This is a genomic window from Alterinioella sp. B-7 (assembly GCF_056857775.1).
Genome location: NZ_JBSXNT010000039.1, coordinates 616,823 through 640,098, shown reverse-complemented (window position 1 = coordinate 640,098; position 23,276 = coordinate 616,823). Strand labels below are relative to the sequence as shown.

Here is a 23,276-nt window from a genome sequence, read left to right as displayed (position 1 = left end):
CGGATATCCTTATCTCTCGGGGCGATCCTGTTTCACAGAGCCGCGCCATTGTCCAGTTTCGCGCCGACCTCGCGGCATTTTGAGCGACAGGCGGGGCGCTTCCGGTTACCCTGCAAGGGCCAAGCCAAGGGGAGATTTGAGATGACCGATGTAACCCGCCGCCGCCTGATGGGGGCCGCCGCCGCCCTGCCGCTCGTCGGCCTCGCCACACCGCTCATGGCCGAGGCGCCGCCGCTTGGCCCCTCCTTCGCGCGGCACCGGCGGTTCATGCTTGGCAGTTTCGAAGTGACGACGATCCTGGCCGGCACCAACATGCGGCCCGATCCGCAGGAGATTTTCGGACTGAACGTGCCCGAAGAAGAGTTCGAGGAGGTCAGCCGGGCGCATTTTCTCTCGACCGATGAAAGCCGGTTCTGGTTCACGCCCACGGTGGTCAATACCGGCTCGCAGGTGATCCTCTTCGACACCGGCCTCAACCCCGGCGGCATTACCGGCGCGCTGATGGAGGCGGGGTACGAGGCCGACCAGGTCGACACCGTGGTGATCACCCATATGCATGGCGACCATATCGGCGGGCTGATGGATCTCGGCGCGGCGACCTTTCCCAACGCGGCCTATGTCACGGGCCAGGTAGAATACGACCACTGGGCCGGGGCGGGCAATGACGGGTTCAATAGCAAGGTGCGCCCGCTGGCCGACCGGATGAGCTTCCTCGCCCCCGGTCAGGATGTGGCGGGCGGCATCACCAGCGTCGGGGCCTACGGCCACACGCCTGGGCATATGGGATACCACATCGAAAGCGACGGTGCGCGACTGGTGCTCTTTGCCGATCTGGCCAATCACCCGGTCTGGTCCCTCGCCCATCCCGATTGGGAGGTGCGTTTTGACATGGACAAGGAAGCCGCCGCCGCCAGCCGCCGCGAGGTGCTGGACATGATCGCCACCGACCGCATCCCCGCCATCGGCTATCACATGCCCTTCCCCGCATTGGGCTTTGTCGATCGCGCGGGTGACGGGTTCGCCTGGGTGCCGGAAAGCGGGCAGTTGATGGGGTGACCGGCTTGGTGTCTGATGGGCGCCATGAGTGACTGGACCAATACCCTGCCCCCCGGCCTGGAGGCTTTCGACGACATGGCGCGCGCCGTCCGCGATGCCCTGCCCGCCCCCTATGCCGCCCGCGCGCGCGAGGTTGCGCTGCGCGTCGAGGATTTCGCCAGCGACGAGATGCTGGACGCGCTGGAGATGGAGAGCCCCTATGACCTGACCGGCCTCTACGAGGGCATCCCGCTGACCGAGAAATCGGTGATGGACCAGCCGCATGGGCCGGATGTCATCTGGCTCTTCCGCCGCCCGATCCTGGAGGAATGGGCCGATCGCGGCGATATCGGCCTCGGCGCGCTGATCGCGCATGTCTATGTGCATGAACTTGCCCATCACATGGGCTGGTCCGACGCCGATATCGCCACAATCGACCGCTGGTGGGAGTAGAGCTTGACCCAGGGACAGCCCGACGCCACGCTGGCGGTCATGCTGCTCCGGATCCTCGCGTTTCTAGTCATCGTCGCATCCCCTGCCCTGCATCCGCCTCAACGCAATGCGTCGGATCGGTGAAATTTGGAATATGGAGCTGTTGCCCGACGGCTATCGGGGCCAGAGCAGGACGACCCTTGTCTTTTGCCCGACCCACGCCGCGCCGGTGCGGCTGGTTCGGGTGGAGACCGACCCGGTGCTGCTCTGGACCTCCTACCCGTACGGCGCGCTGCTGGAACGCGATCCGGCCTCGCGCAACGTCGTCTATGGCGGTCAATGGAGCGAGGGCACTTTGGACCTGGGCATCACCCCTGCCGGTCGGCTCGTCCTGACCGGAACGGAACCCCGCCCGATAGAGTGCTTCATCGACGATCTGAACTGGCTGCGCTAGGTCGGTTCCACCGGCCAGTGCCTGGCCAGATCGCGCAGACCCGCGCGGATCAACTCGGCCAGCACGTCCGTGTCGATATCCGCCAGCTTGTTGACATAGAGGCAGGCGCGCCCGGTCTTGTGCTTGCCGAGTCGATCCAGAAGGCCTTGAAACTCGCCATATCCCGGCATGATGTAGATCGAGAGGCTGGATTTGCGCGGAGAAAACCCGGTGGCCAGGAACCCCCCCTCGCGCCCCGACTTGTAGGTGAAGTGGTAGCGGCCATAGCCGATGATGCTGTCGCCCCACATGACCGGGTTGAACCCCGTCACCGCGCGAAACAGAGCATCCAGCGCCTGCGCATCGGCGCGCCGGACGGGATGCTCGACGCCCGCCAGGAACCCGGCGACGGAGTGCTCCGTCGGTTGGGTCTTGTTCTCACGCGGGCGCATGACGCGGCCCTCCTGCCGCGCCATGATAGCATTTCGATGGCTCCCGCGCCTAAGGGTAGCTGACGACCTCGATCTCGACCCCGTCCGGCCCGTCGAAATAGAACCGCACACCCGGCTCGTAATCGCCGTGGCTGTGGGGCGAGAAGCCAGCCTTGCGCACCCGCGCCTCGACCGCCGCGATATCCGGAACGACTACGCCGATATGATTGAGCCCGCCCGGCGTCGAATAGCTGTTCGTGGCCGGCGTCACACCGCCCCGGCTGTAGAGCGCGATATAGGAAGCGTCGGCACCGACATGGATCGAATAGCCATCCGATTTCGCATCGCTCTGCCAGCGGATGCGCCAGTCGAAGAGATCGCAGAGCAGGTCGGCGAAGGCTTGCGGGTCGGTGACGGTGATATTGGCATGTTCGAGGAAGGCCTGGGTCATGGTGTGGGTCCTTGATTCGGGTGTCATGGGTGTGGTCTAATTCCTCAAGCTCACTTTAGCTCAAGAGGTTTCTTCATGCGCAGGCCAAACGACATGCTGCCCATTGGCCGGATCGCCGAACGCACCGGCATGGCCGTCTCGGCGATCCGCTACTACGAGACCGAGGGGCTGGTGCATCCGATCCGCACGGAGGCGGGGCAGAGGCAGTTCCGGCGCTCGGACATAAGGCGGCTCAGCTTCGTGAAGATCGCGCAGGAATTGGGGTTCACGCTGGCCGAGATCCGGGGCGAGATGGCGAAGCTGCCCGAAGGCCGCACGCCGACCAAGGCGGATTGGGAGAAGATCAGCCGCATGTTTCGCGAGCGTCTGGATGCGCGGATCGCGGAGTTGCAGCGGACGCGGGACAAGCTGGATGGCTGTATCGGCTGCGGGTGTCTGAGCCTGAAGAGCTGTGCGCTCTACAACCCGGATGATGCGGCAGGCGCACGCGGGGCGGGGCCGAGGAACATCATCGAGGGCGGGTGAGATTGGCCTCGGATTGCCTGCGGCAATCCGACCCGCCGGGGCGCTGCCCGTCGTCATTGTCGCTCGGACCAATGGCGCAACAACGACGACCCCGAGGTATTTTTGGCAAAATGAAAGATGCGGGGAGCGGGTCTAACTCCCGTCCCGCCACCTGTTCACGATCGGATAACGGCGGTCCAGCCAGAAGGCCTTTTCGCTGAGCCGCGCGCCCGGCGCGCTCTGAAAGCGCTTGTATTCCGAGATGTAGAGCAGGTGTTCCACCTTCTTCACAATGGCGCGGTCATGGCCCATGGCGACGACATCGGCGACCGAAGCCTCCTTGTCGATCAGCATTTCCAGGATCTCGTCGAGCACCTCGTAGGGCGGCAGGCTGTCGCTGTCCTTCTGGTCTGCGCGCAACTCGGCCGTGGGGGGCTTGTCGATGACGCGGGGCGGGATGACCTCGCCCGCCGGAGCCCGCATCCAGGGGCGGTGATTGGCGTTGCGCCAGCGGCAGGACTGGAACACGCGAGTCTTGTACATGTCCTTGATCGGGTTGTAGCCGCCCGCCATGTCGCCGTAGATCGTGGCATAGCCGACGGCGACCTCGGACTTGTTGCCGGTGGTCAGCAGCATCGCGCCGAACTTGTTGCTGAGAGCCATCAGGATGACGCCGCGCAGGCGGGACTGGATGTTTTCCTCGGTCAGACCGGGCTCCGTGCCCGCGAAGAGCGGCGCCAGCGCCTCGGTCATCGCGGCGCGGGCGCCCGAGATGGGAAGGGTATCCAGCCGACAGCCGAGATTGCCCGCGACCTCCGCCGCGTCATCGAGGCTTTCCTGCGAGGTGTATTCCGAGGGCATCATCACGCAATGCACGTTCCGAGGCCCGAGCGCATCGGCGGCGATGGTCGCGACGATGGCCGAATCGATTCCGCCCGACAGGCCGAGCAGCACCTGGCTGAACCCGGTCTTGGCGACGTAGTCGCGCACCGATTCGACCATGGCGCGGTAATCGGATTCCCATGTATCGGGCAGGACGACCCTTTCGCCCTCGACAGCGCGCCAGCCCGCGTCGGTGCGGGTGAAATCGACATGGGTGATCGCCTCGTCGAAGGCGGGCATCTGATGGGTCAGCACACCGCCGGGATTGAGCACGAAGCTCGCCCCGTCGAAGACCTGGTCATCCTGCCCGCCGACAAGGTTGAGATAGACCAGCGGCAGCCCGGTCTCGATTACGCGGGCCACCGTCACCGCCTGGCGGATATTCATCTTGCCGCGATGATAGGGCGAGCCGTTCGGCATCAACAGGATTTCCGCGCCGCTTTCCTCCAGCGTCTCGGTCACATCCTCGAACCAGCCATCCTCGCAGACCGGCACCCCGATGCGCAGCGGCCCGACCGAGACCGGCCCCTGCGGCGTGCCCGCGTGGTAGTAGCGCTTTTCGTCGAAGACCTTGTAATTCGGCAGATGCTGCTTGAGCACGCGGGCGGTGATCTTGCCGCCTTGCAGGATGAAATAGGCGTTGAAGGGCTTGTCGGGGCCGGGCCAGGGGCCGCCGATACCGATCGCGGGGCCGTCTGCACAATCCGCCGCCAGACGTTCCAGAACCCGTTGCACATCCGCCGCGAAGGCCGGTTTGCGCACCAGATCCTGCAACTGGTATCCGGTGATGAACATCTCGGGGAAGGCGACCATGTCGGCCCCGGCCAGCTTCGCCTCCTGCCAGGCGGCGCGCACGCGGCCGGCGTTGTCTTCCAGCGCGCCTACGGTGGCGTTGAGTTGCGCCAGCGTGAGGCGGAACGTGTCGGACATCTGGGCCTCCTCGGGCTCTGCTCAGGGCACTGCTCGGGCCCGGTTCTAGCAGATCACCGCCTGCCGCCAAGCCACCTTTGGCAAAAGAGATTGCGACGATACCGCCCCTCCACTAGGTTAAGGCCCGGGCCGAACAACAATTTCTCCGAAGGAGACATCAGGTGAGCCAATCAGGTGCAGGCACGCTGCGGCGGGTCATTTCGATCATCCCCCTCATGGTGATGCTGGCGGGGTCCGCATGGGCGCAGGACTCCGGCGAGATCGAGATCCACCAATATGAAGGCGGCGGCATCTACGAGGGCACCTTCCGGGGCGGCGTGCAGCATGGCACCGGCACCTACCGGCTGCCCAATGGCTATGAATATACCGGCGAATGGGTCGATGGCGAGATCCGGGGCCAGGGCCGCGCGGTGTTCCCAGATGGCTCGATCTACGAGGGCAGCTTTGCCGCCGGTCGGCCCGAAGGCTTCGGCATGATCACCTTCGCAGATGGCTCCACCTATGAGGGCGAATGGTCCGAGGGGCGGATCAACGGCACGGGCCTCGCGCTCTATGCCAATGGGGTGCGCTACGAGGGCAGCTTCCGCAACGCGCTGCATCACGGGCAAGGCACGATGGACAGCCCCAATGGCTACCGCTACCAGGGCGCCTGGGTCGACGGGCGCAAGCAGGGCCAGGGCACGATCACCTATCCCGATGGTGCGGTCTATACCGGCAATTTCGAGAATGACCAGCGATCCGGCCAGGGCCGCCTGGAGATGCCGGATGGCGTGATCTACGAAGGCGCCTGGGAAAACGGCCAGATCAACGGCCATGGCACGCTGACGCAGCCCAATGGAGACGTCTATGAGGGCCAGCTTGTCAACGGTCAGCGCCAGGGATCGGGGATCGTGCGCTACGCCAATGGCGACCGCTACGAGGGCCAGTTCGCCAATGACCGCCGCCATGGCCAGGGCGAGTTCCGCGGCGCGGATGGCTACTATTACCAGGGCCAGTGGGTCGACGGTCGGATCGAGGGCGAAGGCCGCGTGACCTATCCCGACGGCTCGGTCTACGAGGGCACCTTCCGCAACGACCTCGCGCATGGGCGCGGCACCATCACCTATGAGGACGGATCGACCTATGAGGGCGACTGGGTCGAGGGTGTGATCCAGGGCTTCGGTGTCGCGCGCTATACCAACGGGCTGGTCTATGAGGGCCAGTTCCTCAATGCCCGCCAGCATGGCCAGGGCGTGATGACCAACGCCAATCCCGACTACGACCCGGAAGAAGCTGCCGCCGCCGAGGCCGCGGGGGAGGAGTATGACGAGCCCGAATTCCTCTATCGCTACGAGGGGGCCTGGGCCGACGGGCTGCGCCACGGATCGGGCATCGCGACCTATGCCGATGGCACTGTCTATGACGGTGAATTCAACGCCGGTCAGCGCGATGGCGAGGGCACGCTGACCATGCCCGACGGCTTCACCTATAGCGGCGAATGGGAAGACGGAGAGATCAACGGCATGGGCCGCGCGACCTATGCCAATGGCGATGTCTACCAGGGCCTCTTCGTGAACGGCACGCGGCAGGGTTCCGGCACGATGACCTATGCCGCGACCGATGGCGAGGAAAGCCGGGTCGTGCAGGGCGAATGGGAAGACGGGCGGCTGGTGGAGACCACGGAAGAGACCACGGAAGAGGGTGGTGAAGGGACCGCGACGGAGTGATCCGTCAAGATTAAGGGGCTTGACCGATCCGGTCGAGCATCCACGCCCGGTGATCCTGACCGCCATAGAAGACCGCAAGCACATCGACACGGCGCGCGCTGTCATTCGTGATGAAATAGAGAATTGCGCGGGTCTTGGTGACCCAACGCAATCCGTCCATGATTTCAGGCCAGAGCGTGCCTTGGTGCGGGGCTTGTCCAAGCGCGTCGATCGCGTCTTCCACGTCGATCAGGCGGGCGACGGCGCGATTGAATGCCTCCTGTGCTCCGTCTCCCAGATCTCGGTAGCTGTCTAGAAGGTGATCGAAGAGATGGTCGAGGTCCTGTCGGCTGGCGACCGACCGCCTGACCTCATAGCCCATGCTTGAGGCGCTTCTGCTCGATCATCTCCCGCGTTGCTGCTCGCGCCGTTTCCGCATGCTCGAATGCGCCCCCGCGCCGGTCTTCGAAGAAGGCCCGCAAAGCGGCGATCTCGGCCTCCTCGCGCTCTGTCTTGGCGCGCAACAGTTCGAGCCCCTGCTGCACGACCGCGCTGGCACTGGCATAGCGTCCTTGCGCGACGAGCGATTTCACGAACGCAACCTGGTTTTCCGACATTGAAACAGACGCCTTGACCGACATGAGACCTCCCGCATTGCTCGTACTACTCAGTAGCATATACTTCGGTGGATTGCGAGACTATCAAACCACCTCCCCCGCATCCATCCGCTCAAGGAAATCCTCGGCCTCGGCCAAGACCGTCTCGCGTTTTTCCGCGTCCATCCGCTCCCATGTCCGGTACATCTGCGCCATGCGGGGGTTGTCCTCGAACCGCGCGCGGTGCCTCATCAGGAAATGCCAGTAGAGCAGGTTGAACGGGCACGCCCCCTCGCCGGTCTTGACGGTCACGCCATAGGCGCAGCTTTTGCAGTAATCCGACATCTTCGCGATGTAGTTGCCGCTTGAGACATACGGTTTCGACGCGATGATACCGCCATCGGCAAACTGGCTCATACCGATGGTATTCGGCGCCTCGACCCATTCATAGGCGTCGGCATAGACCTCCAGATACCATTCATGCACCTGCCCCGGATCGACGCCCGCCAGCAGGGCGAAATTGCCGGTGACCATCAGGCGCTGGATGTGGTGGGCATAGGCCGCGCGCCTGGTCGCATCGACGCATTCCCTGAGGCAGCGCATCTCGGTCTCCCCACCCCAGTAGAGCGCGGGCAGCTTGCGGGTGTGATCCAGCGCGTTGCGGGACGTATAGTCGGGGCCTTCCAGGAAATAGATGCCACGGACATATTCGCGCCAACCGATGATCTGGCGGATGAATCCCTCGGCGGCATTGATCGGCACATCGCCCGCCTGCCACGCCGCCTCGACCCGGCGGCAGACCTCCAGCGGGTCCAGCAGGCCGACATTCATGTAGGGCGACAGCAGCGAGTGGAAGAGGAGATCCTGCCCCCTGACCATCGCATCCTGGTAATCGCCAAAGCAGGGCAGGGCATGGGCGATGAAATGATCCAGCGCCTTTTCCGCCTCTTCCGGATCGGTGGCAAAGCGGAACGGGCGCAGCTTGCCGAAATTCTCGGAGAACCGCGCCTCGACGAGGTCCAGCACCTGCCTGACCACCCCATCCGGCTCGAACCGGGGCGGCTCGGGCCCTTCCAGCCCCTTGGGTGGCGACTTGCGGTTGTCGCTGTCGAAATTCCACGCGCCCCCCGCCGGATCGTCACCTTCCATCAGCAGGCCCGTCTTCTTCCGCATCTCGCGGTAGAAATACTCCATGCGCAGCGATTTGCGGCCCTCGGCCCAATCCTCAAATTCCTTATGCGAGCAGATGAACCGGTCATCTTGCTGGATATGCAGCGTCAGGGGGTGATCGCGCAGCGCCTCGATCAGCCGCCATTCGCCGGGCTCGGTGGCCAGCACCTCCTTGGCGCCATGTTCCTCGGCCCGGCGCAGAAGCTCTCCGCCGATAGAGCCCGCGTTGTCTTCATCGTCCAGCCGCGTGTAGCAGACCCGCCATCCGTCCTCCTGCAATCGCGCGGCGAACTTGCGCATTGCAGAGAGGACAAAGGCGATCTTCTTGGGGTGATGCGCGACATATCCGGTTTCCGCCGCGACCTCGACCATCACCACGATGTCGCGGTCCATGTCGGCGGCTTTCAACGCCGCGATAGAGGGCGTCAACTGGTCCCCCAGGACCAGCACCAGGCGGGGCGCTACCATGGCACCGGTTTTCCGGCCCAATCGAAGAAGCCGCCACTGTCCTCAGGCGTCAGCCCGTCCATGACCGACAACAGGTTCTGCGCCGCCGCCTCCGGTTCCACCGCCGGGTGGCGGCCCAGGTATTTGCGGGTGAATTCGGTGCGCACGGTGCCGGGATGCAGCGCCACGCAAGCGGCCCCCTTATGCGTGCGCGCCAGTTCGATCGAGGCCACGCGGACAACCTGGTTCACCGCCGATTTCGCGGCCCGGTAGCTGACCCACCCGCCAAGCCGGTTGTCCCCGATGGACCCCACCCGCGCCGACAGCACCGCCAAAACCGAGCGCCCGTCGCGCGGCATCAGGGGCATGGCGTGCTTGATCGCCAGCGCCGGACCGATGGTATTCAACCGAAACTGCGCCGCCATCGCCTCAGGGTCCAGCGCGCGCAGGGTCTTCTCGGGCTCGGCGCCGTCGATCTCCAACGCGCCTGTGGCCACGATGATGCGGTCGAAGGGGCCATCCAGCGCCCCCAGATGCTGCGCCACGCTGGCCTCGTCGGTGATGTCGAACCCGTCGCCGGAGCGTGAGAGGCCAACGACCTCGCCCATGCCTTGCAGCCGCGCCACCAGCGCCGATCCGATCCCGCCAGATGCGCCGAGTATCAAGCTTCTCTCTGTCATGACGCTCCATCTAAGGCGCAAGCCACGCGGGTCAAATTTCCCCTTTTCATCCCGGTCCTGCCCGGTAATACTGCCGCCCATGACGACGCGCACCCATATCCCGGCCCCTTCCCGCCTGCCCGGCGGCGCGGCCCTGTGTGCGCTTCTTCTCCTTAGCCGCCTCTGAGCGTGCCTTTCGGCGCGACCGCTCAGGGGGGAACCAGCGCCGAGATTCACACCAGATACCCAGGCTAAGACCAAGGACAGACTCCATGACATCCGACAAGAACCGAGTGGTGATTTTCGACACCACCCTGCGCGACGGCGAACAGAGCCCCGGCGCCACCATGAGCCATGCCGAGAAGCTGGAGATCGCGGCCCTGCTCGACGAAATGGGCGTCGATATCATCGAGGCCGGGTTCCCGATCGCCTCGGAAGGGGATTTCGCAGCCGTCAGCGAGATCGCGAAAAACGCGAAAAACGCCGTCATCTGCGGGCTGGCGCGGGCCAATTTTAAGGATATCGACCGCTGTTGGGAGGCCGTGAAACACGCGAAATATCCGCGCATCCACACCTTCATCGGCACCTCGCCCCTTCACCGCGACATGCACGACCTGGACCAGGACGCGATGGCGCAAAGGGTGCATGATTGCGTCACCCATGCCCGCAACCTGTGCGACAATGTGCAATGGTCCTCGATGGATGCGACGCGCACGGAATGGGAGTTCCTCAAGCGCACCGTCGATATCGCCATCAAGGCGGGTGCCACCACGATCAACATCCCCGATACCGTGGGCTACACCGCCCCGGTCGAAAGCGCCGACCTGATCCGCCGCCTGATCGCCGAGGTGGAGGGCGCGGGGGATGTGGTCTTTGCCACCCATTGCCACAACGATCTGGGCATGGCGACAGCCAACTCCCTCGCCGCCGTCGAGGGCGGCGCACGCCAGATCGAATGCACCATCAACGGGTTGGGCGAGCGCGCCGGCAACACCGCACTGGAAGAGGTCGTGATGGCCATGAAGGTGCGCAACGACATCATGCCCTGGCAGACCGGCATCGACACCACCAAGATCATGCATATCAGCCGCCGAGTCTCGACCGTCTCGGGCTTCAACGTGCAGCCCAACAAGGCCATCGTCGGCAAGAACGCCTTCGCGCATGAAAGCGGCATCCACCAGGACGGGATGCTGAAGAACGCCGAAACCTTCGAGATCATGCGCCCCGCCGATGTGGGCCTGTCCGAGACCAATATCGTCATGGGCAAGCATTCGGGGCGGGCAGCACTGCGCTCGAAGCTGAAGAACCTGGGCTATGATCTGGGGGAAAACCAGCTCAACGACGTGTTCGTGCGCTACAAGGCGCTGGCCGACCGCAAGAAGGAGGTCTTCGACGAGGATCTGATCGCACTGGTCACCGATGCGGGCGCCGATGGCGAGGGGCACCTGGAGGTCAGGTTCCTGCGCGTCATCTGCGGCACCGAGGCCCCGCAATCGGCCGACATCACCCTGCGCGTGGGCGATACGGACCATCAGGCGACGGCGCAAGGCGACGGACCCGTCGATGCCGCCTTCAACGCGGTCAAGGCGATCTTCCCGAATGATGCGGTGCTGCAACTCTACCAGGTCAGCGCCGTGACCGAGGGCATGGACGCGCAGGCCACCGTGACCGTGCGGATCGAGGAGGCCGGCATGATCGCCACCGGGCAATCCGCCGATACCGATACCGTGGTGGCCAGCGCACGCGCCTATGTCAATGCGCTCAACCGGCTGGTCATGCGGCGCGGCAAGACGGGCGGCGGGGATGTCAGGGAAATCTCCTACAAGGATGCGGGCGAGTGACCTGATCGGGGGGCCGGACGGCCCCCCACCTCACCTGATATTGGCGCTCCAGGTGCCGCTGCCCGAACAAAAAGCGCTGCCGCTGCCGCGATAGGGAATGCCGTTGGTCACGTCGCGCGGATACCAGGTGCCCGACAGGCTGCATCCGGGCAGGCTGCCCGACACGGTGTTCACCGACAGCGCGGTTCCGGCCATCCCGACCGTGGCGGTGCCTTCCCACCGCGATGTCGTGTTCCAGATGTAATAGTTCCACATGCTGTCCGCCGCGCAGGTCAGTCGGCGCAGTTCGAACCCGTAGATGCCGCTTGGCAGGTCGATCCGCCCCTGCCAGTTCGACCCGCGATTGTCGCAATTCTGTGCGGCGGCGGGTGTGGCCAGGGTCAGACCCAGGCAGAGCATCGAGATTGTTGCAATATATTTGAGCATTATTGGTCTCCTTCCCCAATGTGGTCGAACAGTCGAAAAGACGAGGAACGCGCCGCCGAGGCGGGGCGGCGAAACGCCACTTTATAAGGTTAACATAAGATCGCCAGACGCACAAAAACCGGCGCGGACCAGGGTTGATAGGCCGCGCCGTGCGTGATAGCGCAAGCGCCAGTTCCGGTCCCGGCAAGATCACGCCACCCCCGCCACTGTCGGCCCTTTACGTAATCCGGCAAGGGGCGCTATATGCAGATCGGTTTGGGCGTGTGAGTCTCTTGCGCGCCTTTTTGATTTCGACAGCAGGATCGCCCCCCTTATGGTTTTTGGATTTGGCAGCCTCTTCTCCGCCGATATTGCGATCGACCTCGGCACCGCGAACACGCTTGTCTATGTGAAAGGCAAGGGTGTGGTTCTGAACGAACCCTCGGTCGTGGCCTATCAGATCAAGGACGGCGTCAAGAAGGCGCTGGCCTTCGGCGAGGATGCCAAGCTGATGCTCGGGCGCACGCCGGGCAGCATCCAGGCGATCCGGCCGATGCGCGACGGCGTGATCGCGGATTTCGACGTGGCCGAAGAGATGATCAAGCACTTCATCCGCAAGGTCCACAAGCGCACCACCTTCACCAAGCCCAAGATCATCGTCTGCGTGCCGCATGGCGCAACCCCGGTGGAAAAGCGCGCGATTCGGCAATCGGTGCTATCGGCGGGCGCGCGCAAGGCGGGGCTGATCGCCGAACCCATCGCGGCGGCCATCGGGGCGGGCATGCCGATAACCGATCCGACCGGGTCGATGGTGGTCGATATCGGCGGCGGCACCACCGAAGTTGCGGTATTGTCGCTGGCAGACATCGTCTATGCCCGCTCGGTCCGGGTCGGCGGCGACCGCATGGATGAGGCGATCATCGCCTATCTGCGCCGCCAGCAGAACCTGCTCATTGGCGAAGCAACGGCGGAACGCATCAAGACCTCGATCGGCACCGCGCGGATGCCCGATGACGGGCGCGGCTCCTCGATGATGATCCGGGGGCGCGACCTGCTGAACGGCGTACCCAAGGAAACCGAGATCAGCCAGGCCCAGGTGGCCGAGGCGCTGTCCGAACCGGTGCAGCAGATCTGCGAGGCGGTGATGAGCGCGCTGGAGGCCACACCCCCCGACCTCGCCGCCGATATCGTCGATCGGGGTGTCATGCTGACAGGCGGCGGCGCGCTGTTGGGCGAGCTTGACCTGGCACTGCGCGAACAGACCGGGCTGGCCATCTCGGTCGCCGATGAAAGCCTGAATTGTGTTGCGCTTGGCACCGGCAAGGCGCTGGAATACGAGGATCTTCTGCGCCACGCGATCGACTACGACAGCTGACCGTCGCGCAGGCGCGACCCTGACGTATAGGACGACATGGCCCGAGACCGCCAGGATAACAGCCATTCCCGCCCCGTCCGGCGCCTGTTGCTGACGGTTCTGCTGCTCTGCCTTGCGGTGCTGGTCCTGCTTTGGCGCATCGACAACCCGCGGGCCGAACGGCTGCGCTCGGCGGTGACCGACCGGATCGTGCCGAACCTGGAATGGGTCATGGCCCCGGTCACGGCCTTCGGACGTATGATGGATGATTTCCAAAGCTATTCAAGGCTCTACGAACAGAACGCCGAGCTTCGGCGCGAGCTTCAGCAGATGCGCACCTGGCGCGAGGCGGCATTGCAGCTGGAACAGGAGAACGCCCGCCTGCTGGACCTCAACCGGGTGCAGCTGGACCCCGAGCTGACCTTCGTGACCGGCGTGGTGCTGGCCGATAGCGGCTCGCCGTTCCGGCGCTCGGTGCTGCTGAACGTGGGCGCGCGGGACGGCATCATCGACGGGTGGGCCACGATGGACGGGCTTGGCGTGGTGGGGCGCATTTCGGGCGTGGGCGAGAACACCTCGCGCGTCATCCTGCTGACCGATTCGAACAGCCGCATCCCGGTCACCGTCCTGCCCTCGGGCCAGCGCGCGCTGCTGATGGGCGACAATACCGGCGTGCCGCTGCTGGAGTTTCTGGAAGCCCCCGAGGACATCACCGCCAGCGACAGCGTCGTGACCTCGGGCGATGGCGGCGTGTTCCCCCCCGACCTCCTGGTCGGTCACGTCGTGGTGGATCGCGAAGGGCGGCTGCGGGTGCGTCCCTCGGCCGATTTCTCGCGCCTCAACTTCCTGCGCGTGATGCGCAGCCACCCCGGCACCGCCCTGTCCGATCCCGGCGGCATGATCGGCCCGCCCTGGCCGCTGATGCCCGAGGAAACAGAGGCGGACGCGCCCCCCCCCGCCGAGGAGGTGCCGACCGATGGCTAGCACCCCTTCGCCCCGCCGCCTCTGGACCTGGCGCAGCCTCTATATCGGCCTGGGGCTCGGCGTCATATTCTTCCGCATCCTGCCGCTGGAAACCGGCACGCCCGGCTTGCCCGGCCCCGATATCATCCTGGGCGTGACCCTGGCCTGGGTGGTGCGCCAGCCCGCCGCCGTGCCCCTCTGGGCGATCGTGTTCCTGTTCCTCCTGTCCGATTTCCTGCTGCAACGCCCGTTGGGTCTGTGGACCCTGCTGGCGCTGCTTGGCTCCGAGGCGCTGCGCAACCGCCGCGCGGGCCTGGCCGAAGCGCCGTTCCTGGTCGAGATGGCCATGGTCTCGGGCATCGTTCTGATGATGATCGTCGCCGAACGCGTGATCCTGTGGGTGCTGATGACCGACCAGCCGAGCCTTGGCCTTGTGCTGATGGAGGGGCTTGCCACGATTGTGATCTACCCCCTAGTGGTCCTTGTCTCGAAATTCCTGCTGAGAATGGATAAGCTGCCGCTGGTCGACCTGGAAGCCGGACTCAGAGGATGAAACGCAGTCAGAAGGAAATCGAGGACAGTGCCCGCAAGGTGGGCCGCCGCAGCCTGATCATGGGCGGCGCGATGCTGGCCACGGGCGCGGTGTTGGCGGCGCGGATGCGCTACCTTCAGGTCGAGCGGGCCAGCGATTTCCGCCTGCTGGCCGAGGAAAACCGCATCAACATCCAGCTTCTGTCGCCCGCCCGCGGGCTGATCTATGACCGGTACGGGCGGCTCGTGGCGGCCAATGAACAGAATTACCGCGTCGTCATGGTGCGCGAAAACGCCGATGACGTGGACGAGGTGCTTGAGCGTCTGTCGCGGCTGGTCAACCTGGATATGGGCGCGATGGCCCGCGCCCGCGACGAGATGATGTCCCGCGCGCCCTTTGTTCCCGTCACCATCGCCGACCGGCTCAGCTGGGAGGAATTTTCCTCGGTCGCCGTCAACGCGCCCTCCCTGCCCGGCATCACGCCGGAAGTGGGCCTCAGCCGCGTCTATCCGCTCGGCCAGGATTTCGCGCATATCACCGGCTATGTCGGCCCGGTCTCGGATTACTACCTGCAATCGAGCGGCGACACCGACCCGGTCCTGCAAATTCCCGATTTCCAGGTCGGGCGCTATGCCGCCGAGGCGCAACTGGAACAGGATCTGCGCGGCGAGGCCGGAACCCGCCGCGTCGAGGTCAACGCGGCGGGCCGCATCATGCGCGAGCTGGACCGCGACCCCGCAACCCCCGGCGATGACGTGCAGCTGACCGTCGATGCGGGGTTGCAGAACTTTGCCCAGGCACGAATGGCCGGTGAAAGCGCCTCGGCTGTGGTGATGGAGGTGGAAACCGGCGAGATCATCGCCATGGCGTCGTCGCCCTCCTTCGATCCCAACCTCTTCGTGCGCGGCATCTCGGTGGCCGATTACAACACGCTGACCGAAGACCCCTACCGCCCGCTGGCCAGCAAGCCGGTGCAGGGCACCTACCCGCCCGGATCGACCTTCAAGATGATGACCGCGCTTGCCGGTCTGGAAATGGGCCTGATCGACCCCGAAGAGCTGATCAACTGCATCGGCTATATCGAGCTCGGCACCCGCAGGTTCCATTGCTGGAAGCGCAGCGGCCACGGTCGGATGGACATGAATAACGGCCTCGCGCAATCCTGCGATGTCTATTATTACGAGCTGTCGCAGCGGGTCGGGATCGACGCGATCGCAGCCATGTCGCGCCGCTTCGGCCTTGGCGAGCACCATGAACTTCCCCTGTCGGCCGTCTCCGAGGGGCTGATTCCCACCCGCGACTGGAAACGCGCCAATCGCGGCGCGGACTGGGTGGTTGGCGACACCCTGAACGCGACCATCGGGCAGGGCTTTGTGCTGGCCTCGCCGCTGCAGCTTGCCATCATGACCAGCCGCCTGGCCACGGGCCGGATGATCCGCCCCAGCCTGGTGCGCACCGTCAATGGCGTTTCCGCCCGGATGGATGATGGCGGCGATCTGGGCCTCGACCCCGCCAATCTCGAGATTGTGCGCCGCGGCATGTGGTCCGTCAACAACGCCCCGCGCGGCACCGCCTACCGGATGCGGTCCGAGGCCGAGGGCTTCGAGATCGCGGGCAAGTCCGGGACCAGCCAGGTCCGCAACATCACCATGGCCGAACGCGCAACCGGGGTTCTCGGCGATGACGAACTGCCCTGGAACAGGCGCGATCACGCCCTCTTCGTCGCCTATGCGCCCGCGGACAACCCGCGCTACGCCGTCAGCGTCGTGGTGGAACATGGCGGCAGCGGCTCCGGCGTGGCCGCGCCGATTGCCCGCGACATCCTTCTGCGCGCCCATTTTGGCGAGATGCCGCCGCTGTCGGCCTACCCGGTCAATCAGCGCCGCGGTATCGAGGAAATGCAGGACCAGCTGGACCTGCGCTCCTTCGAGACACCCGAGGAAACCGGGCGCGTGCAGACATGAGTTTTCTCGAATACACCCAGAAATCCACGCCCTCGGGCCTGCACAAGGTCCTGTATCTCAACTGGGCGCTGATCGTCTTGATTGTCACCGTCTCCTGCATCGGCTTCCTGATGCTCTATTCGGTCGCCGGCGGCTCCATGCGGCCCTGGGTCACGCCGCAGCTTCAGCGCTTTGTCCTCGGATTTGCCGTCCTCCTCGTCGTTGCCTTCATCCCGATCTGGTTCTGGCGCAACATGTCGGGCCTGGCCTATGGGGTCTCGGTCCTGCTGCTTCTGCTGGTCGAGGTCATGGGCTCCATCGGCATGGGCGCGCAGCGCTGGATCGACCTCGGCTTCATGCGCCTGCAACCCTCCGAGCTGACGAAGATCACCTTGGTGATGCTGCTGGCCGCCTATTACGACTGGCTCGACCCGCGCAAGTCGTCGCGCCCCCTCTTCGTGCTGATCCCGGTGGTGCTGATCCTGGTGCCCACCTACCTGACGCTGCGCCAGCCCGATCTGGGCACCGCGATCCTGCTTCTCGTTGGCGGCGCGTCGGTGATGTTCCTCGCGGGCGTCCATTGGGCCTATTTCGCCGCCGTGATCGGGGCGGGCGTTGGGCTGGTCACGGCTGTGTTCTATTCCCGCGGCACGCCCTGGCAGCTGTTGGAGGACTACCAGTATCGCCGCATCGACACGTTCCTGGACCCCACCACCGATCCGCTCGGAGCGGGCTACAACATCACGCAGAGCCAGATCGCGCTCGGCTCGGGCGGCTGGACCGGGCGCGGCTTCATGCAGGGCACCCAGTCCAGCCTCAATTTCCTGCCCGAGAAGCACACCGATTTCATCTTCACCACCCTGGCCGAGGAGTTCGGCTTCGTGGGCGCCATCACCCTGCTCGGCCTCTATGCGCTGATCGTGCTCTTCTGCGTCATCACCGGGCTCAAGACCAAGGACCGCTACGCATCGCTGGTCACGCTCGGCATCGCCGTCACCTTCTTCCTTTATTTCGCGATCAACATGGCGATGGTGATGGGGCTTGCCCCCGTGGTCGGCGTGCCGCTGCCGCTGGTCAGCTATGGCGGGTCTGCGATGCTTGTGCTTCTGGTGGCCTTCGGGCTGGTGCAATCGGCCCATATCCACCGCCCCCGCTGATCGGAGGGACCGCTGCCTTGCCCAATATCCTCTTCGCCGCCGCCCCGGACCAATGGGACGACTACGCCCCGCACCTGCGCCGCACCCTTGACCAGGCGGGCCTCAAGACGGCCCGCGTCGGCCCGGACATCCCCGCGGCCGATGTCGATTACATCGTCTATTCCCCCAACAGCCCGGTGCAGGATTTCTCCAGGTTTCCCCGCCTCAAGGCCGTGCTCAGCCTCTGGGCCGGGGTCGAGACCATCGTGGACAATGCGACCCTCAAGGTGCCGCTCACGCGCATGGCCGATGCCGGTCTGCGGGAAGGCATGGTGGAATGGGTCACCGGCCATGTGCTGCGCCATCACCTGGGTCTGGACACCCACATCACCGATCAATCCGGCACCTGGCGGCCCGACGCCCCGCCGCTCGCGCGCCATCGCACGGTCGCGGTCCTTGGCCTCGGCGAACTTGGCGCGGCTTGCGCCAGGATGCTGGCGACGCTCAACTTCAACGTCACGGGCTGGAGCCGCAGCCCCAAATCCCTGCCGGAGATCACCTGTCACCATGGGGCCGAGGGGCTCGACACCTGCCTCGCCAGCGCCGAAATCGCGGTGCTGCTCCTGCCCGACACGCCCGAGACGGAAAACACCCTGAATACGCGCACGCTGGCGCTGATGCCCAGGGGCGCGGTGATCGTCAATCCGGGCCGGGGCACGCTGATTGACGATGACGCGCTCCTTGCCACGCTCGACGCGGGGCAGATCGGCCACGCCACGCTCGACGTCTTCCGCACCGAACCGCTGCCCAAGGACCACCGCTACTGGGCCCATCCCAATGTCACGGTCACCCCGCATATCGCGTCGGAAACCCGCCCCGACACCGCGTCCGAGTTGATCGCCGAAAACATCGCCCGGGCCGAGGCGGACGAGCCCCTGCGCCATGTCGTGGATCGCAACCTCGGCTACTGACGCCTCCGCCCTGTCATCTTCTTGGCAAAAATACTCAAATCCGACGCGTCCAACCCGCGCCACGTCCCGGCAGATCCACAGACCTCCCCCCCGCCCATGGCAATGCGGCGCAAGGAGGGCTCCCGAAGGGGGCCTGACGCGCGCCGCCCGCCGCTCAGCGCAACCTTGGAGGCTTCGACGGGTCCATCCCCGGCGCGGAACCCGGCACCGATGCGGTCCGCACCTGGGGCAGGTCAAACCGCAACCCGACGCGGGCCAGCCGCGCGCAGACCGGGTCGGCGGCGCGGAAGAAGGCCACGTCCAGCACGCCCGCCTCGATGCCGGAAAACCGCAACGCCTCGCCCACGGCCTGCGCCAGCGCGGGTTCCGCCCCGGGCACCGCATCGACCAGCGCCAGCATGTGCGAGGCCCGCCCGCCGCGATAGGTCACGCCCGCCAGATAGGCCAGTTTCGCCAATCCGCCCGCCTGCGCCAGCTTGGTATCCAGCGCCTCGATCAGCCGGTCGGGCAGGCCGGTGGGGCGCGACACCTCTTCCGGCACTTCCGTCACCTCCTCGGGCGCGGGGCCGAGCGTCTCCGCCAGCCAGCCGACCGCCGCCTCCGGGATCAGGATCGCCGAGGGCGCGCCGAGATTGACCGCCAGCCCCATGCCCTGCCCCGCCAGCAGCCCGGCGATATTGCGCCCCGACAGCGCCGCGTAAGGCGCGATGCGCCCTGAGAACGCCGCCAGCCGCGCCTCGCGATCGAATACCAGCACATATGTGCCGCCATCCACCGGGAAGACCTGCGGCGCGATCTCGTCATCCGTGGCCTCCTCCGCCAGCAACACGAACAGCTCGCCATCGGCCAGCCGCTCGTAAAAGCGCATCCGCGCGGCCTCATCCTCGGGCGCGGCCTGCATCAAGGCATGGGCGCGGTCCAGCGGGGTTGTCTCGTCATCCATCACAGAACCTCTTGCAGGCGGGCGCGCAGGGCGGGGACAAGCTCCGCCTCGAACCAGGGATGTTTCTTCAGCCATGCGGTATTGCGCCAGGACGGGTGCGGCAAGGGGAAGAGGTCGGGCGCATGGTCGCGCCAGGCCGCGACCCGGTCGGTCACGCTCATGCGTCCCGGCAAGTGCCAGTTCTGGGCATAGGCCCCGACAAGCAGCGTGACCCGCAGGTCGGGTAGATGCTCCAGCACGTTCGCGCGCCAGGTCTTCGCGCAAATGGCGGGCGGCGGCAGGTCCGAGCCTTTCGCGTCATAGCCCGGAAAACAGAAGGCCATCGGCAGGATCGCGACGCGGGACCGGTCGTAGAACGTCGCTTCCTCCACCCTCATCCAGTCGCGCAGACGGTCGCCCGAGGGATCGGTGAAGGGCCGCCCCGAGGCATGGACCCGCGCGCCGGGGGCCTGCCCCGCCACCAGAACCCGCGCGGTCGGCGACGCCCAGAAGACCGGGCGCGGCGCATGGCCCGTCTCGGTCGCCGCAAATCGGTCGGCGCAGAGGCGGCAGGCCGCAATGTCCCTGGCAAGTGTGTCAAAGGTCATGAGGCCATCTGACCGCAGCCATGCAGGAATGAAAACCCGCTGGACAACACTTCTTTATTTCTATAAATATAGAATCATGGAAATGACGCAATATCCCCCCGCCCTCACCTTTGCCGCGACGGCCTTTGCCGCGCTCGGCTCGGAACACCGCCTTGCCATCCTGCGCCGCCTCGTCCGCGCGGGGCCGGAGGGCCTTCCGATGGGCGAGCTTGGCGAAAGCGTCGGCATCACCGGCTCGGTCCTGACCCATCACCTGAAACAGCTTGTCAGCGCCGGTCTGGTGCTGCAACGCCGCGACGGGCGCCGCATTCTCTGCGCCGTCGATTACGACCAGATTCACGCGGTCTCGGATTTCCTGCTGCACGAATGTTGCCAGGATCAGGACAGCCACGTTAGCGCGGTGCCTCATGACTGACCTGTCCCAATCCGCCGCGCCCCTGCGGCGGCCGTTCGCGCGCATCGACAAGGTGCTGCTGACCTGCGTGGGCATCGCGATTGCGCTCCTGCTGCTCGACCGCGCCGCGTTCTGGCCCTCGATCACCGAGGCCGCCACCAGCCTCGCCCAGACCGGCCCCTTCATCCTCTTCGCCGTCGCCGCCATCGGCGTGATGCGCGCGACCGGCTCCGAGCGGCTGATGGAAGGCGCGTTCGAGGGCCGCGAGACGCGCATGATCGTGCTTGGCGCGCTGGCAGGCGGGTTGTCGCCCTTCTGCTCCTGCGAGGTGATCCCCTTCATCGCCGCGCTTCTGGCCGCCGGGGCACCGCTTTCGGCCGTCATGGCCTTCTGGCTGGCCTCGCCCCTGATGGATCCGGCCATGTTCGCGATCACGGCGGGCGCGCTCGGCACCGACTTCGCCATTGCCAAGACCATCGGCGCCGTCGCCATCGGCCTGATGGGCGGCTTTGCCATGATGGCCCTCTCCGGCACGGCATTGCTGGCCAATCCGCTGAAGGCGCGGACGCCGTCCGGCTGCGGCTCCTGCTGCGGCGGCGAGGCGGCCAGGCCGACCCTGAAATGGGCCTTCTGGCAGGACGCGCCGCGCCGCCGTGTCTTTGCCGAGGCCGCATGGGCCAACCTGCTGTTCCTCGGCAAATGGCTCTTGCTGGCCTACCTGTTACAGGCGCTTCTGATACGCTACATCCCCGCCGAGTGGATCGGAACCACGCTTGGCGGCGACGGTATCGGCCCGATCCTGCTTGGTGCGCTCCTCGGAGCTCCGGCCTATCTGAACGGCTATGCCGCGGTGCCGCTGATCGAGGGGCTGGTCGCCCAAGGCATGAGCCAGGGGGCCGCCATGTCCTTCGTCATCGCGGGCGGGGTCAGCAGCATCCCTGCCGCCGTGGCGGTCTGGGCACTGGTGAAACCCAAGATCTTCCTGTCCTACCTGGGTCTGGCCATCACGGGGGCGATCCTGGCGGGACTGACCTGGGGCGCGATTGCCTGACCTGAAAAAAGGCTTCTACGGATAAACCCGAACAATCCGGCGAATTCGTCCGAATAACAAGGCATTGCCCATCAACCGGGCAATGCCTCCCCCAACAGCCGGACAAAAAGTTGCATTGTCCCGCCCCGCCCCATCCGGTATCTGATCTCGAAGGAAAAATGCGGAGGGGCCACATGTATCGCGTCTGGAATTTTGTCACCAATTATTCGCTGTTTCTGATCGGCGGCGCGATTATTGCCCTGATCTGGGCCAACCTGAACCCGGACAGTTACCACTATTTCGTCGATTACGCCATCGTCGACGATTTCTTCATCGGCTACCTGCATGAGGACGAGAACGGCAATCTGATACGCACCCTGACGCTGCATTACCTGGTCAATGACGTGCTCATGGCGCTGTTCTTCGCCATCGCCGCGAAAGAGGTGTGGGAGGCCGTGATCCTCAAGAACGGCTCCCTGCGCGGCAAGAAGGCCGCGACGCCGCTTTTCGCCACCGCGGGCGGCATGTTCGGCCCGATCGCCGTCTATCTGGGCCTCGCCGCCGTCATGGGATCCGAGACCTACAGCGCCGTGGCCAACGGGTGGGCGATCCCCACCGCCACGGACATCGCCTTTTCCTACCTCGTGGGCCGCATGGTCTTTGGCGCGGGCCACCCGGCAGTGCGCTTCCTGCTGCTCTTGGCGATTGCCGATGACGCGGCGGGCCTTCTGATCCTGGCCATTTTCTATCCCTCAGCCGAGCTTGCGCCGGAATGGCTGCTGCTCAGCCTCGGGGCCTCGGTCGGTGCCTTCATCCTGTTCAACTGGCTGCCCCGCCGGCTGGACAAGGGCGACCAGCTGCGCACGCGGTCGACCTTCGTGCGCAAGACCTTCAGCTTCTGGCCCTATGCCGTCGCGGGCTGCCTGTCCTGGTATGGCTTCCAGGAAAGCGGGCTGCACCCGGCGCTTGGCCTTCTGCCCATCGTCCCCGCCATCCCCCATGCCGACCGCGCCTTCGGCTTCTTCGCCGATGCCGAGCGTCACCTGCATGACCTGCTGAACCAGATGGAACATGCACTGAAATACCCGGTCGAGATCATCCTGGGCCTTTTCGGCCTGCTCAACGCCGGGGTGGAGTTCTCGTCCATGGGCCCCGCGACCTGGCTGGTTCTGGCCGGTCTGATCATCGGCAAGCCCATCGGTATCCTCCTCTTCGGCTGGGTCGCGGCGAAACCGCTTGGCCTGGGTATCCCCGAGGGGATGCGCATCATCGACCTTGTGGTGATCGGCTTTGTCGCCGCCATCGGCTTTACCGTCTCGCTCTTCGTGGCCTCGGTCGCGTTCGATGCCGGGCCGGTGCAGGACGCCGCCAAGATGGGCGCGCTGTTCAGCTTCTTCGCCGCCGTGCTGTCCTTCATCGCGGGCAAGGTGCTGATGGTCGAGAAGCAGGAGAACTGAGGCGTCGGCGCCTCACCGCATACCGGCCCCGGCGACTCCTTCGCCGGGGCCGTTCATTTATGGGA

25 protein-coding genes are annotated in these 23,276 nt (G+C 65.4%); 15 read left to right on the top strand and 10 right to left on the bottom strand.

Features of this window, described 5'->3' with window-relative positions:
• Positions 1–141: 141 nt before the first annotated feature.
• The 3 genes from AC13C7_RS18130 (at position 142) to AC13C7_RS18120 (ending at position 1,921) form a co-directional block, all read left to right on the top strand.
• The gene (locus AC13C7_RS18130) at positions 142–1,056 is read left to right on the top strand and encodes an MBL fold metallo-hydrolase (RefSeq protein WP_172320104.1); all 915 of its coding nucleotides are present in this window, start codon (positions 142–144) and stop codon (positions 1,054–1,056) included.
• Between the two features lie 24 nt (positions 1,057–1,080).
• Positions 1,081–1,488 (top strand): metallopeptidase family protein, encoded by a 408-nt coding sequence (locus AC13C7_RS18125; RefSeq protein WP_172320105.1) that lies wholly within the window; start codon positions 1,081–1,083, stop codon positions 1,486–1,488.
• Between the two features lie 133 nt (positions 1,489–1,621).
• A complete protein-coding gene (locus AC13C7_RS18120; RefSeq protein WP_482868298.1) occupies positions 1,622–1,921 on the top strand; it encodes a hypothetical protein in 300 nt (99 codons plus the stop codon).
• Here AC13C7_RS18120 and AC13C7_RS18115 read toward each other — a convergent pair.
• Both AC13C7_RS18115 and AC13C7_RS18110 read right to left on the bottom strand, forming a co-directional pair.
• On the bottom strand, positions 1,918–2,352 hold the full coding sequence (locus AC13C7_RS18115) for a DUF1801 domain-containing protein (RefSeq protein WP_482868297.1): 435 nt from the start codon (positions 2,350–2,352) through the stop codon (positions 1,918–1,920). The two genes, AC13C7_RS18120 and AC13C7_RS18115, sit on opposite strands and share 4 nt — an antisense overlap.
• A gap of 49 nt (positions 2,353–2,401) precedes the next feature.
• Positions 2,402–2,782 carry a VOC family protein gene (locus AC13C7_RS18110; RefSeq protein WP_482868296.1) on the bottom strand — a complete coding sequence of 127 codons (381 nt, stop codon included), beginning with the start codon at positions 2,780–2,782 and terminating at the stop codon, positions 2,402–2,404.
• A 75-nt stretch (positions 2,783–2,857) separates the two neighbouring features.
• On the opposite strand from AC13C7_RS18110, the gene soxR reads away from it, so the two are divergent.
• Positions 2,858–3,307 carry a redox-sensitive transcriptional activator SoxR gene (soxR, locus tag AC13C7_RS18105; RefSeq protein ID WP_482868295.1) on the top strand — a complete coding sequence of 150 codons (450 nt, stop codon included), beginning with the start codon at positions 2,858–2,860 and terminating at the stop codon, positions 3,305–3,307.
• Positions 3,308–3,439: 132 nt separating this feature from the next.
• Here soxR and AC13C7_RS18100 read toward each other — a convergent pair whose 3' ends face one another.
• Positions 3,440–5,098 (bottom strand): NAD+ synthase, encoded by a 1,659-nt coding sequence (locus AC13C7_RS18100; RefSeq protein ID WP_482868294.1) that lies wholly within the window; start codon positions 5,096–5,098, stop codon positions 3,440–3,442.
• A 215-nt stretch (positions 5,099–5,313) separates the two neighbouring features.
• Here AC13C7_RS18100 and AC13C7_RS18095 point away from each other — a divergent pair, with 215 nt between their 5' ends.
• The gene (locus AC13C7_RS18095) at positions 5,314–6,804 is read left to right on the top strand and encodes an MORN repeat-containing protein (RefSeq protein ID WP_446170447.1); all 1,491 of its coding nucleotides are present in this window, start codon (positions 5,314–5,316) and stop codon (positions 6,802–6,804) included.
• Between the two features lie 10 nt (positions 6,805–6,814).
• Here AC13C7_RS18095 and AC13C7_RS18090 read toward each other — a convergent pair whose 3' ends face one another.
• From AC13C7_RS18090 to AC13C7_RS18075, 4 genes are read right to left on the bottom strand one after another with little or no spacing between them, the layout of a single operon-like run.
• A complete protein-coding gene (locus AC13C7_RS18090; protein WP_482868293.1) occupies positions 6,815–7,165 on the bottom strand; it encodes a type II toxin-antitoxin system RelE/ParE family toxin in 351 nt (116 codons plus the stop codon).
• Positions 7,155–7,424 (bottom strand): ribbon-helix-helix domain-containing protein, encoded by a 270-nt coding sequence (locus AC13C7_RS18085; protein ID WP_482868292.1) that lies wholly within the window; start codon positions 7,422–7,424, stop codon positions 7,155–7,157. Before AC13C7_RS18085 ends, AC13C7_RS18090 begins: the two co-directional genes overlap by 11 nt.
• A gap of 60 nt (positions 7,425–7,484) precedes the next feature.
• Positions 7,485–9,017: a cryptochrome/photolyase family protein gene (locus AC13C7_RS18080; RefSeq protein ID WP_482868291.1), complete on the bottom strand. Its 1,533-nt coding sequence runs from the start codon at positions 9,015–9,017 to the stop codon at positions 7,485–7,487.
• On the bottom strand, positions 9,011–9,676 hold the full coding sequence (locus AC13C7_RS18075; protein WP_482868290.1) for an SDR family NAD(P)-dependent oxidoreductase: 666 nt from the start codon (positions 9,674–9,676) through the stop codon (positions 9,011–9,013). Before AC13C7_RS18075 ends, AC13C7_RS18080 begins: the two co-directional genes overlap by 7 nt.
• 251 nt (positions 9,677–9,927) lie before the next feature.
• Between AC13C7_RS18075 and AC13C7_RS18070 the strand changes: the two genes are divergently transcribed.
• Complete coding sequence (locus AC13C7_RS18070; RefSeq protein WP_446170156.1) at positions 9,928–11,496, top strand: 2-isopropylmalate synthase; 1,569 nt, start codon at positions 9,928–9,930, stop codon at positions 11,494–11,496.
• 30 nt (positions 11,497–11,526) lie between these two features.
• Here AC13C7_RS18070 and AC13C7_RS18065 read toward each other — a convergent pair whose 3' ends face one another.
• Entirely contained in the window at positions 11,527–11,922 is a 396-nt protein-coding gene (locus AC13C7_RS18065) for a hypothetical protein (protein ID WP_446118804.1), read from the bottom strand.
• A gap of 313 nt (positions 11,923–12,235) precedes the next feature.
• Here AC13C7_RS18065 and AC13C7_RS18060 point away from each other — a divergent pair, with 313 nt between their 5' ends.
• Genes AC13C7_RS18060 through AC13C7_RS18035 form a run of 6 tightly spaced genes read left to right on the top strand, consistent with a single transcriptional unit; the run spans position 12,236 to position 18,800 of the window.
• Entirely contained in the window at positions 12,236–13,276 is a 1,041-nt protein-coding gene (locus AC13C7_RS18060) for a rod shape-determining protein (protein ID WP_172317968.1), read from the top strand.
• 36 nt (positions 13,277–13,312) lie between these two features.
• Positions 13,313–14,239, top strand: coding sequence for a rod shape-determining protein MreC (mreC, locus tag AC13C7_RS18055; RefSeq protein ID WP_172317970.1), 927 nt, complete (start codon positions 13,313–13,315; stop codon positions 14,237–14,239).
• Complete coding sequence (locus tag AC13C7_RS18050; protein ID WP_172317972.1) at positions 14,232–14,771, top strand: rod shape-determining protein MreD; 540 nt, start codon at positions 14,232–14,234, stop codon at positions 14,769–14,771. The genes mreC and AC13C7_RS18050 overlap by 8 nt, the downstream gene beginning before the upstream one ends.
• Entirely contained in the window at positions 14,768–16,714 is a 1,947-nt protein-coding gene (mrdA, locus tag AC13C7_RS18045; RefSeq protein ID WP_482868289.1) for a penicillin-binding protein 2, read from the top strand. The genes AC13C7_RS18050 and mrdA overlap by 4 nt, the downstream gene beginning before the upstream one ends.
• Positions 16,711–17,850 carry a rod shape-determining protein RodA gene (gene rodA / locus AC13C7_RS18040; RefSeq protein ID WP_482868288.1) on the top strand — a complete coding sequence of 380 codons (1,140 nt, stop codon included), beginning with the start codon at positions 16,711–16,713 and terminating at the stop codon, positions 17,848–17,850. The genes mrdA and rodA overlap by 4 nt, the downstream gene beginning before the upstream one ends.
• 17 nt (positions 17,851–17,867) lie before the next feature.
• Positions 17,868–18,800, top strand: a complete 933-nt coding sequence (locus AC13C7_RS18035; RefSeq protein ID WP_482868287.1) for a 2-hydroxyacid dehydrogenase — start codon at positions 17,868–17,870, stop codon at positions 18,798–18,800.
• 154 nt (positions 18,801–18,954) lie between these two features.
• Here the strand turns inward: AC13C7_RS18035 and AC13C7_RS18030 are convergent, their stop codons facing one another.
• Positions 18,955–19,743 carry an SseB family protein gene (locus tag AC13C7_RS18030; RefSeq protein WP_482868286.1) on the bottom strand — a complete coding sequence of 263 codons (789 nt, stop codon included), beginning with the start codon at positions 19,741–19,743 and terminating at the stop codon, positions 18,955–18,957.
• Positions 19,743–20,330 (bottom strand): uracil-DNA glycosylase family protein, encoded by a 588-nt coding sequence (locus AC13C7_RS18025; RefSeq protein ID WP_482868285.1) that lies wholly within the window; start codon positions 20,328–20,330, stop codon positions 19,743–19,745. The genes AC13C7_RS18030 and AC13C7_RS18025 overlap by 1 nt, the downstream gene beginning before the upstream one ends.
• Positions 20,331–20,406: 76 nt before the next feature.
• On the opposite strand from AC13C7_RS18025, the gene AC13C7_RS18020 reads away from it, so the two are divergent.
• The 3 genes from AC13C7_RS18020 to AC13C7_RS18010 all read left to right on the top strand — a co-directional run bounded on the left by AC13C7_RS18020 (position 20,407) and on the right by AC13C7_RS18010 (position 23,211).
• Positions 20,407–20,745, top strand: a complete 339-nt coding sequence (locus AC13C7_RS18020) for an ArsR/SmtB family transcription factor (RefSeq protein ID WP_482868284.1) — start codon at positions 20,407–20,409, stop codon at positions 20,743–20,745.
• Positions 20,738–21,775 carry a permease gene (locus AC13C7_RS18015; RefSeq protein WP_172317986.1) on the top strand — a complete coding sequence of 346 codons (1,038 nt, stop codon included), beginning with the start codon at positions 20,738–20,740 and terminating at the stop codon, positions 21,773–21,775. The genes AC13C7_RS18020 and AC13C7_RS18015 overlap by 8 nt, the downstream gene beginning before the upstream one ends.
• 173 nt (positions 21,776–21,948) lie before the next feature.
• Positions 21,949–23,211, top strand: coding sequence for a Na+/H+ antiporter NhaA (locus tag AC13C7_RS18010; RefSeq protein ID WP_482868283.1), 1,263 nt, complete (start codon positions 21,949–21,951; stop codon positions 23,209–23,211).
• Positions 23,212–23,276 lie beyond the last annotated feature (65 nt).